Source organism: Brevibacterium sp. Z349TD_9 (assembly GCF_056173565.1).
In genome coordinates, this window is the sequence record NZ_CM149680.1 from 1,845,812 (window position 1) to 1,855,207 (window position 9,396).

The 9,396-nt window shown below is 66.1% G+C and carries 16 protein-coding genes; 4 read left to right on the plus strand and 12 right to left on the minus strand.

Translation table 11 applies throughout. The features are described from left to right. Nucleotides 1-40 precede the first annotated feature (40 nt). The 5 genes from AC0VYB_RS08615 to AC0VYB_RS08635 are packed head-to-tail and all read right to left on the minus strand — an operon-like array spanning nt 41 to nt 2,965. Nucleotides 41-598: a hypothetical protein gene (locus AC0VYB_RS08615; protein WP_475385225.1), complete on the minus strand. Its 558-nt coding sequence runs from the start codon at nt 596-598 to the stop codon at nt 41-43. Then, nucleotides 595-897 carry a hypothetical protein gene (locus tag AC0VYB_RS08620; RefSeq protein WP_475385226.1) on the minus strand — a complete coding sequence of 101 codons (303 nt, stop codon included), beginning with the start codon at nt 895-897 and terminating at the stop codon, nt 595-597. The genes AC0VYB_RS08615 and AC0VYB_RS08620 overlap by 4 nt, the downstream gene beginning before the upstream one ends. 4 nt (nt 898-901) lie before the next feature. Then, entirely contained in the window at nt 902-1,102 is a 201-nt protein-coding gene (locus tag AC0VYB_RS08625; RefSeq protein WP_475385227.1) for a hypothetical protein, read from the minus strand. After that, complete coding sequence (locus tag AC0VYB_RS08630) at nt 1,086-1,994, minus strand: recombinase RecT (protein ID WP_475385228.1); 909 nt, start codon at nt 1,992-1,994, stop codon at nt 1,086-1,088. Before AC0VYB_RS08630 ends, AC0VYB_RS08625 begins: the two co-directional genes overlap by 17 nt. Before the next feature lie 2 nt (nt 1,995-1,996). Next, nucleotides 1,997-2,965, minus strand: coding sequence for a YqaJ viral recombinase family nuclease (locus AC0VYB_RS08635; RefSeq protein ID WP_475385229.1), 969 nt, complete (start codon nt 2,963-2,965; stop codon nt 1,997-1,999). 27 nt (nt 2,966-2,992) lie between these two features. Between AC0VYB_RS08635 and AC0VYB_RS08640 the strand changes: the two genes are divergently transcribed. Beyond that, on the plus strand, nt 2,993-3,385 hold the full coding sequence (locus tag AC0VYB_RS08640) for a hypothetical protein (protein ID WP_475385230.1): 393 nt from the start codon (nt 2,993-2,995) through the stop codon (nt 3,383-3,385). Nucleotides 3,386-3,548: 163 nt separating this feature from the next. Here AC0VYB_RS08640 and AC0VYB_RS08645 read toward each other — a convergent pair whose 3' ends face one another. Genes AC0VYB_RS08645 through AC0VYB_RS08665 form a run of 5 tightly spaced genes read right to left on the minus strand, consistent with a single transcriptional unit; the run spans nt 3,549 to nt 5,222 of the window. Beyond that, on the minus strand, nt 3,549-3,728 hold the full coding sequence (locus AC0VYB_RS08645) for a hypothetical protein (RefSeq protein ID WP_475385231.1): 180 nt from the start codon (nt 3,726-3,728) through the stop codon (nt 3,549-3,551). Between the two features lies 1 nt (nt 3,729). Beyond that, nucleotides 3,730-3,924 (minus strand): hypothetical protein, encoded by a 195-nt coding sequence (locus AC0VYB_RS08650; protein ID WP_475385232.1) that lies wholly within the window; start codon nt 3,922-3,924, stop codon nt 3,730-3,732. After that, entirely contained in the window at nt 3,917-4,174 is a 258-nt protein-coding gene (locus AC0VYB_RS08655) for a hypothetical protein (protein ID WP_475385233.1), read from the minus strand. Before AC0VYB_RS08655 ends, AC0VYB_RS08650 begins: the two co-directional genes overlap by 8 nt. Further along, on the minus strand, nt 4,171-4,971 hold the full coding sequence (locus tag AC0VYB_RS08660) for a Rha family transcriptional regulator (protein WP_475385234.1): 801 nt from the start codon (nt 4,969-4,971) through the stop codon (nt 4,171-4,173). Before AC0VYB_RS08660 ends, AC0VYB_RS08655 begins: the two co-directional genes overlap by 4 nt. After that, nucleotides 4,968-5,222: a helix-turn-helix domain-containing protein gene (locus AC0VYB_RS08665; RefSeq protein WP_475385235.1), complete on the minus strand. Its 255-nt coding sequence runs from the start codon at nt 5,220-5,222 to the stop codon at nt 4,968-4,970. Before AC0VYB_RS08665 ends, AC0VYB_RS08660 begins: the two co-directional genes overlap by 4 nt. Before the next feature lie 180 nt (nt 5,223-5,402). On the opposite strand from AC0VYB_RS08665, the gene AC0VYB_RS08670 reads away from it, so the two are divergent. Continuing rightward, nucleotides 5,403-5,825, plus strand: a complete 423-nt coding sequence (locus tag AC0VYB_RS08670) for a hypothetical protein (RefSeq protein ID WP_475385236.1) — start codon at nt 5,403-5,405, stop codon at nt 5,823-5,825. A gap of 17 nt (nt 5,826-5,842) precedes the next feature. Next, nucleotides 5,843-6,226, plus strand: coding sequence for an ImmA/IrrE family metallo-endopeptidase (locus AC0VYB_RS08675; RefSeq protein ID WP_475385237.1), 384 nt, complete (start codon nt 5,843-5,845; stop codon nt 6,224-6,226). 8 nt (nt 6,227-6,234) lie between these two features. Here the strand turns inward: AC0VYB_RS08675 and AC0VYB_RS08680 are convergent, their stop codons facing one another. Together AC0VYB_RS08680 and AC0VYB_RS08685 are read right to left on the minus strand one after the other, a co-directional pair. Beyond that, complete coding sequence (locus AC0VYB_RS08680; protein ID WP_475385238.1) at nt 6,235-7,992, minus strand: recombinase family protein; 1,758 nt, start codon at nt 7,990-7,992, stop codon at nt 6,235-6,237. Between the two features lie 62 nt (nt 7,993-8,054). Next, on the minus strand, nt 8,055-8,471 hold the full coding sequence (locus tag AC0VYB_RS08685) for a hypothetical protein (RefSeq protein ID WP_036341018.1): 417 nt from the start codon (nt 8,469-8,471) through the stop codon (nt 8,055-8,057). 186 nt (nt 8,472-8,657) lie between these two features. Between AC0VYB_RS08685 and AC0VYB_RS08690 the strand changes: the two genes are divergently transcribed. Beyond that, the gene (locus AC0VYB_RS08690; RefSeq protein WP_036341015.1) at nt 8,658-9,371 is read left to right on the plus strand and encodes a DUF6349 family protein; all 714 of its coding nucleotides are present in this window, start codon (nt 8,658-8,660) and stop codon (nt 9,369-9,371) included. Nucleotides 9,372-9,396 lie beyond the last annotated feature (25 nt).

The following is a 9,396-nucleotide window of genomic DNA, read 5'->3' on the forward strand; positions in this document are numbered from 1 at the left end:
TTCCCGGATGGGTTAACCGATGGGTTGCCGGATGGGTTGTTCACTCGGTCTCCGGGACCGGTTCTGCCTCGGCGTCGGGGAGGACGAACGGCATCTCGCCCTTCGACCGTTCGTTGATCCACGCGAACTCCGGCACCCCGTATGACGCCAGCATGACCTCGGCCACCTGCGTCCGCGACCACCCGGAGAGGTCCGGGAACATGTCCCGCAGGGCGCGGAGTTGCGTGACCACCGCCGACCGAATCTCCCACGAACCCACCTTCGTCAGGTCGTTGGCGAGACCCACCAGCGTGTTCGGGTACTTCACGAGGTTGTCGAATTCGAGGAAGCGGCGCAGGTGGCATTCCCGTGACGCCTCGTCGACCATGAGGAACCCGGCGGACGCCAGTTCCTCCGCAGCTGCGAGGATCATGTCCTCGGTGAGTGCCTGCGCCTGTACCTTCCACAGGTCGGTGTCCCACTTGAACACGGACGGGATGATCTGCGTCCGGGACTGCTGAATCGTGACGTAGAGCCACTGAGCCGACCAGTGCATGTGCGCCCAGTCGAAGTCGTGCGCTAACGCCCTGGGAAGGTAGGTGAACTTGTTTCCGGTCATTTCCTTCTCTCCACGTGAATCTGGTGGCGGTTGCCGTGGCGGTCGAGACGGTAGTAGGTGCCGTCGAAGTCCCGGACTGGGGTCAGCTCCAAGTCCTCGGACCGGTTGACCAGCCACCCGCGGTCGTGCCCGATGCGCGCGAGGGTCAGGTCGCTGGCGATCCGGTAGGTCTCGTCCAACGTCACCGCGATCATGTTCTCGGGCGTGAACGGGCGGACCTGGCACCGTCTGATCGCGCGCAGGTTCTCCGTCGCACCGGAGATGACGCTCGCCCCGTCCCGGGCGATCACCTGCTGCATCGCCTCATAGTCGGATCGCACCGGGTCTCACCGCCTCTCCGGTCGCGGCCCGTCGCCGGGCGAGCACGTCGTAGAGGTCCGTGCATCCATGGTTCCGGGCTGCCGCGTAGATCGAGTTGACCTTCATGCCCATCACGTGGGCGAACTCATCGAGGTCGACGCTCGTGTGCTCGGCGAAGAACCGCATCTCATCGAGCAGGCTCAACGTCGACGGTTTCGGCGGTCTCGGCATCGGGTTCCACCTCCCCCTCAACGGCCTCGGGGGCCTCGATCAGGTTCTTGATTTCGTCCCGGGTGTGCGTGACCTCGAACACGTCGGCGTCCCGGTCGGTGTTGCGACGCACACCACCGTCGGACCAGAGTCCGGCCTGTAGCGAGTACGACTTCGGGGCGGTCTTGAGCGCGCGGATCATCATTGTCTTGTCGGCCATGGCGTTGAAGTTGTCCCGCCACGGGCCAACCACCTCCCCGCCCTTCTTCCGGGCCATGGCGTAGAGGTCGCGGTGGATTTCCATGTCGCGGACGGTCCACGGTCGTTCGACACGGGTGAGGCCGTTGGTGAGCTTCACGACGGCGTACCAGCCGACGACCTCGCCGGGGTCGCGCCAGTTCGGGTCGTGGACGAGCCGGTCGTAGTCCCAGGAGAACCGGAACTCATCGTTCTCGTAGATGCGGATGACCTGCACGTCGCCGAGGAGGTCCGAACGGCGCGCCAGCGTCACCAGCCCCTGGTAGCCGATGACGAGGGTAGCCTCGAACCCGCCCCTCCCACCGTTGCCGTTGCGGTTCCACATGGGGATCAGCCACGCTTCGCCTCCGACGCCGGGCCGCAGGTCGAGCTGGGCGCAGGTGACGAGGCCGCCGAGCACCGAGTTCGGGTCGCACTGCTTGAGCTTCGGCGTCTTGCGGACGAGCTGGATTGCGTCGGCGGTGATGCGGCGCGCGGACTCGTCGTCGGAGGGCATGAGGGCCGCGAACTGGGACTGCATGGACGCGATCCCGGTCTCCGCGTCGTCGCCGTGGTTGACGAGCGGCTGCTGGTGGTCCTGCAGCAGCAGGCTGGACTGTTTCGCCCTGTCGAGGAGGTTGTTTCCCATGGTCAGACTCCTTTGGCCCAGTAGAATCGGGTGTAGGTGGATTCGGTCTTGAAGTCCTCCGGGTCCAGCCCGGCGTCCTTCATGAGGGTGTTGCTGAGACGCCGCTGCGTCACCGACTTGAACGTGCCGAGCTTCCGGTCGCCGACCATCACCTCGGACCCGTCCTGGACGAGCGCACGAACCTGGGCCTCGCAGTCCTCGGCGAGGCGTTTGGCTTCCTTCTCAGCGGACTTGGCCGCGAGGAGCCGCTTCACGAGGGCGAGACCATCCACACCGATATCCACAGGGTTCGACTCGGTCGGGGTCCACCTGTCCTTCGCCCAGTCGAGGGACGCGAACGTCAGCGGAGGTTCGACGTTGCCGACGATGTACTCGGTCCAGAACGTCTCGGCGGCGTCGACCATCGCGGCGATGAACTCGTCGTCGCGTTCGACCCGGCGAACCTCGAATCGCTCCGGGTTTCCGTCGATGAGGGCCGCGACCCACGCGTGCGTGGCCCCGGTGACGAACATTCCGTCCTGCACCTGGATTTCCGCGTGGTCGGCGGTCTGCCCGTCGTCCCAGTGGTGGGCCTGCCACCACGCTGTGGACTTCGCCTCGAACAGGCCGCCGTCGGAGGTCAGGCCGTCGGGGGAGTACCGCATGAACGGTTTCTCGGTGGACTGCAGCATCCCGCACAGGTCCACGTCGATGCCGGTGTCACGGGCGAACTTGTCGCGGATGAACGGTTCCAGGGCCTGCCCGAGACGCATCCGGTCGTGCACCTCCTGCTCGACGCCGTGGACCTTGTCCATCCACAGTGTGTGCAGGTCGGACCACGGGTTGAGGCCGAGGATCGTGGACATGTCGGACGCGCCGAGGCCGCCGCGCCGGACCGTCCGGAACTCGTACTCGTCGGCGTCCGGGGTGAGGATCAGACGGCAGTTGCCGTCCATGTAGGTCGGGAGTGTCGACTCGATTGTCGCGGTCATCGGGTGCCTCCTATGTAGGCTGGTCGGGTGGGCGTTGAAGAATATGAATCGTTGGCGGACCTCATGAACGCGAGGTTGGCGGAGTTGGGCTGGTCGGGTGCGCACGCGGCGCGGGAGGCCGAGAAGCGGGGTATCCCGCTCGCCCGGTCGACGATCAACATGGTTCGTGCGGGACGGCTGAACCTCTCGGCGAGCCGTCTGGGAATGGTCGCCCAGCTACTCAACGTGCCCCGCGACAAGGTGTTCGCGGCGGCGGGTAAGGGGCGGCTGCCGGAGTTCTCTGCGGAGCTGCCGCGCAACGTTGACCTCCTCACTCGGGCCGAACGCGAGGTTGTGCTCTCACTCATCGGGCACTTCCTTGCCGGTCACGCACGCGACGAGGACTCCGCCGAAGGCGAGACCCCACCCGATCACGAATAGGCCGTTCGGGGTTCCACCCGCTGCCGCGACGCACACGGCTCCGAGGAACGCGACGCCGAGGGCGATCCGGTGAAGGTACGATTGGGACTGCTTCCTATCGGCGGCAGGGTCCACGTGGGCGCGTTCTTGGTCGGACGCACCGCCCACGCTGGACCTGTTTTCGTCAGTGGACACCTGCGAACTCCCCTCGTTCTTCGAGCGCGACGAACGCGCCGTTGCCAAGCTCCTCGGCGAGGTCGGGGGTGAGGCACACGGTCCCGTTCGCCCTGGCCGCCTCGGCGAGTTCCGCCTTCGACAGTTCGAGGTAGATTCGACCGTCAGTGCAGAAGTTGATCGCGGCCATGTCACACCTCCACTCCGGACGCGGCGAGCTGGTTCCTCGCCTCGTCCTTGCGACCGCGGAGCTTGATGACGCGGACCCGCAGCACGGCGGCGGCCTCGTGCTCCCCGCTGAGGCACAACTCCTCCCACGCGAGGAGCGCGTGGATGTAGTCGGCGTGCAGGGCGTCGTAGTCAAGGGACAGTTTCGTTTCAGTCATGGGTGCCTCCGTACTTCCGGTCGAACATGGCGAGGGGGTCGAGCGTGCGCCCGTCGGCGTAGGCCACGGCCTCGGTAGCGAGGTGGAACGCGTGCTCGGAGTAGCCGTCGAACTCCTGGCCGCACTCGCAGGTGAGCGTCTGGTGCCCGAACCCGAGGAGCTTCGTGGACTTCACCGCGTGGCTGGCCGTGATGTCGGCGAGTTCGCCGAGGCCGACGTGGGTGCGGTGCCCGGTCGTTGGGGTAGTCATGCCACGTCACCCCCGGCGAACATCGTCGGCTGGGAGAGGCCGAGCTTCTTCGCCAAGTCCTCCGAGTGGAACGAGAACAGGTACATGGTCTGGCGCACCTGCCCGTTGTGGTGCCGGGGCGCGTTGTGCTGCGGGAGCACCTTGAACCACTCGGCGTAGCGGGTGCCCTGCCGGGGCCGCCACTCGTAGACCCTCACCATCCGCCGTTTGGACGCCGACCACCGTTCGCCGATGCACCGGCGGACCGCGACCCCGTTGTCGAGGAGTGCCTGCCGAACCTTCGGCTCCGTCGTGCCCCACGCCGAGGCGAAGAACTCGATGGTCATGACGTCGTCGGTCTCGGCGATGAACCGCTCGTGGTAGGCGATCTTCGGCGCGTCGAGTTCGGCCTGGGCCTTGGCCGCCTGCAACTCGCGCTCGGAGTCGAGCACCATCTGCGCGAGCATGGCTCGGTCGACGAGTTCCGGTCGCGCGAGCGGGTTGTTGAGTTCCTGCCGCATCCGGTAGAACTCGGCCACGACCGCCTTCTTGAACAGGCGGACGCGCTCGGTGTTCCGGAGGTACGTCATGAGGAGCGTGGTCTGCGGTTCGTTGAGGATCGCGACCTCCCGTTTCTGCGTTCCTCCCGCCGTCTCGAAGGGTCGCGTTTCAAACGCGACCGTCCCGAACGTCTCGAAGTCGGCGGCGTATCGCCGCACGAGTTCCAGAACGTTCTTGTGCTGGTTGTCCGTCTGCTCGGCGATGACGAGGCTGGTGGTGACCGGCTCACCGCCCCGAGCCTGTACTAGCTGGGTCATACTGCTTCCCTTCTCCGGGGCGGGGTGGCCTTGAGAGTGATGTGGACCAGGTCATCGAGCGGGTAGTCCGGGAACGTGTTTCGCAGCCGACCGATGAACTCAGGACCGGGCGAACCGTGACCGTTGAGCACGCGGTTCAGGGTGACCACGTGCAGGCCCATGCGTTCCGCGATCTGGGCCTGCGTCGTGAGACCGGCCTCCTTGCAGAGCTTGTCGAACAGGTGCCTGTTCAACTGGAACTCGTATGCCATGCGCTCCTCCTTCCGTAACGTAGGCGTTACACCGAGCGTAACCTGGACGCTACGGTGAAGCAAGCGTCAACGTTACGGGCGTGGCTACTGCACGCTACGGCGGCACCGCAGGCCGGTCCACCTGGGGAAATATCGTCCAGTCGATTGACGATTAGCGCGCGCGTTATATACCCTGAGCCAGTGGGCTGGTATGAGTGGGTGCGGGAGAACTCCGACGGCGCGTCGGTCGTGAGCATCGCCGAGAGCGTCGGCCTCTCACCCATATCCGTTCACCGGTGGCGCGACTCGACCCCGAAGCCGGAGCACGTGAGAACCTTCGCCGACGCCTACGGCCTCCGGAGGGTCGACGCCTTCGTCGCCGCGGGTCTACTCGACGCCGCGGACGTGTCACACGTCCCCGCACCGCCTGCAGGGGTCGCGACGTTCTCCAACCGCGAACTGCTCGACGAGATTGAACGCCGCATGACCGCCCCCGCAGCCGCAACACCACCGCCGCTCCACCTGGCCGCCGACACGAGCACCGACGACGGCGTCGAGGAGGGCAAGCGGTCCCGCACCCGCGGGGAGGAAACACAGGACCACGGCCACGACGACCCCGCATAGGGGCAGGAAGAACCGCGATGGACATTGAAGTCGTCATCACTCGCTTCCCTAACGGCGACGACCGGCTCGGCGCAACCGACGGGCGCACGATCTGGCTCAACGCCGAGCTGTCAGCGAACGGATTCCGGTGCACCTACGAGCACGAGATGGAGCACGTTCGGCGCGGCCACACGTCGTGCCAGTCGGAGGGGGAGGAGCGCAGTGTGCGGCACGCGGTCGCCCGGACGCTCGTGGACGACTCCCGGCTGATCGAGACGTGGCGCGCCTCGCGGTGCATGGCGGAGTGGGCGGACGCGCTCGACGTGACGGAGTCCGTGCTGGAGGACCGGCTGGAGCAGTTGACGGTGCGTGAGCTGCGGTGCATCGCGGTCAGTGTTGTGGACGAGTGGGAGGCGGCGTGAGATAGCGTTCAGCCCCCATACAGCCCCCAGGCGGGTGTGGGTCGGGTGTTGTTCCTGGTCAGCGAGGGTTGAGTTTCGATTCCCCTTAGCTCCACAATTTCAGACGTACTAGAACACCTGACATCGGTGGAAGCCGGTGTTGGTGCGAGGGCGGCGAACGGCTCAGCGAGCTTGATCGTCGCCCTCTCGTCTTCGCTGATCTCGATGCCGTTGGTGAGCGCTTGGTTGGCCAGCCGCTTGCCTTGGTCGTCGGCGCGCGCGTACAGGGTCGCGCAGTCAACGAGCAGGCTGAGCGCGGTGCTGAGGTGCTTGCGTGAGCCCTCGTGCTGGTCGTGTTCGCTGGCGAGGCGGCGGTCGATGTCTGCAAGCCCGGCCCGGATGCGGTCTTGGTGCCGTTTGAGGGTGTCGAGGTCGATGGCGTCGGCGAAGTGTGCGGCGAGCAGCTTGTCGCTCTCGTTCTGGAGCCGCTTGCGGTTCTCGGTCAGGTCGGCCAGTTCCTGGGAGCGGGAGGCGAGCCGTTCATCGAACGCTGTCTCGACCTGAGCGGCGAGGGCGGCGTACTGCTCTTCGGTGATGGAGATGTCTCGGTAGCAGTCCGCGACCAGCTGCTCGGCGATACCGACCGGCACGGCCCGCCGGGTGCAGTTCTTCCGTTTGGAGGCCCGACCGGAGCACACGTAGTAGGCGTAGCGCACGCCTTGCTTGTTGGCGGGGTAGTCCAGTTGCATCCGTGACCCGCACTGGCCGCAGAACAGGGAGCCTTTCAGGTAGTGGTCGTGCGTGCGGCGGCGCTCGGCCGCGATCTTGCGGGAGTCGAGTAGACGTTGGACTTGCTGCCAGGTCTCGACATCGACCAGCGGTTCGTGGGTGCCGGACTGCTCGGCTCCCTTGTAGCGGACGATGCCGATGTAGTACGGGTTGCGCAGCATCGAGAAGAACGTGGAACGGCCCACCGGCCCGGACGGACGCTTCGGCGTGGGTACGGTGGTGAGTCCGCGCGCGGTGGCCTCGGCGAGCAGGCTGACAACGGTGTGCTCACCGGTCGCGTACTGCTCGAATACCCACCTCACCAGCGGGGCGCGCTCGGCGTCGATCTCGACGGTGCGGTACTCGCGGCCCTGCTCGTCACGCTTGCGGACGTTGAGATACCCGACTGGTGCTCGCATCGGGGTTCCGCCGGTCTCGAACTTCTGGTTCAGGCCCTTGCTGACCTCGGATGCGAGGTTTTTGGAGTAGAACTCTGCGATGGAGGACATGATGCCGTGCAGCAGCATCCCCGAGGGCGTCTCGTCGATGTTCTCCGTCGCAGACACCAAGGTCACCCCGGCTTCGACCAGGCGGCGGTGAATCTCCACATCGTCCAGTCGGTTGCGGGCGAGGCGGTCGACCTTGTGGACGATGCAGTATGTGACTTGATGCGTGGCGATGTACTCCAGCATCCGTTGCAGGTCTGGCCGGTCAGCTGAGCGGGCGGACTCTCCGGCGTCCACAAACTCGGCGACGATGCGTGCGCCGAGGTCTTCGGCCTTGCGCGCGTTCGCCTGGCGCTGAGCGGGGATGGAGAACCCCTCGTCACGACCCCCCTTGGTCGCCTGCTCCTTGGTCGAGACACGTTGATACGTCACCGCTGTCAGAAGCGGCGACGTATCCGTGTCGTGTATCGGCATTGTCAGGGTCATGGTGGCCTCCTTGCTCGCCAGACGACGAATGGGCGTGCGTCGTGTTTCCGGTGCTGTGTCGATCACCGATGCGACGCTGCTGCTCATCAAGCTCCTGGGCGTGAAGTCCATCCGCGATGTGCAGAACCAGCGCGATCAGTTGCTTGTTGTCAGGCTTGGAGCGCACCCGAGGCTCGGCCGAGATACGTCGGCCCGTGCTCGTCACCCGGTAGTGCCTCATACCCGCCAGGTGAACTCGCCTGCCCGTTAGCGTCACGGGCGACGCGGCGTTCCTTGCGGCGGGCGGCACGGAGCCGGAGGTAGATGCCGAAGCCGTGAAAGAGGAAGCGGAAGCCCTCGCAGATCCCGATCAGAACGAAGAGGTGGAGCCACTCCGGGCCTCCGTTGTCGATCAGGACGGTGCACCCGTAGGCGAAACCGAAGTAGACGACCCCGGCGAGCACGGCCCACAGACCCCACTTCGGGTCGCGCTGAGTGCGGAACCAGTCGAGCAGGATGGTCGAGGGTATCCAAGGCCGCAGCACCCGGAAAAGGATGACGACTGCGATGAAGATGAGCCAGATCATGGTCAAGTCCTCCCGAAGCGGCGACGCTTCCTATGGGATGGACTTGCCGGGGCGGCTTCCCCGGTTCGTCTGCCACCTGCCTGGGGCCGGTGACGACTAGCTGAACATTGATGTCGCCTACCCCTAGTCTAGCGCCTGCACGCTGCTGTCGGAAGAGCGGTCGTCGTGGGTCGGGTACCTACCCGTATGGCCACGATGGAGCAGCTGGCGTTCGACTTCGATGAGTTCGCCCGCGAGGACGCCCGCGCGCGACTGCCCGAGTGGGCCGGAGCACCGCTGCACTACACCGAGGACTACTACCCACCGAGGCTGCTGGACGAGGCGTTTGAGCACTGGCGGTTCATCAACGGCAGCTTCGGCTCGTTCGCGCGTAGCCATATGTGGCACCGCTTCAGTCATGCCACTGTCGAGTTCGGCGAGCATCGCGCCGAGATGTTCCACGCCGATCTTCGCCCTGAGCCCGACGCGGAGGGGCCGGGCGATCTGCTGAAGAAGATCGTCTGCGGGCCGTGCGCGTGGCAGTCCGACGCCGGCGGCGAGTCAGATGCGGTCGAAGCGTGGCACGATCACGCCGTACCGGGGTGGCGAGACCTCCCCGTGGTTCCCGGCCAGATTCGGGTACGCACCGACAAGGGCCTGTCGAAAGTGGCCCTGCGGTGGATTGAGCAACGCTACCCGCAGCACATGCAGATACCTGGTGCCCCGATCATCACCGAACGCCAGCAGTTCGGCATCCGCCACGTTCCTGCCTACTCACCCTGGGGCGGCTACGACCTGTCCGCTACCGCGCTGGAGCGCCCCGCGCCTCGGCCCGCAGGTCACGCCGTGCGCCGGGAGCCTGCCCAGTTCGAGCCGTCAGTGAGCGCGCCGCGTCGGACCGGGCGCATGCTCGGCGACTGACCGGCACACGAGAGCGGGGCCGAAA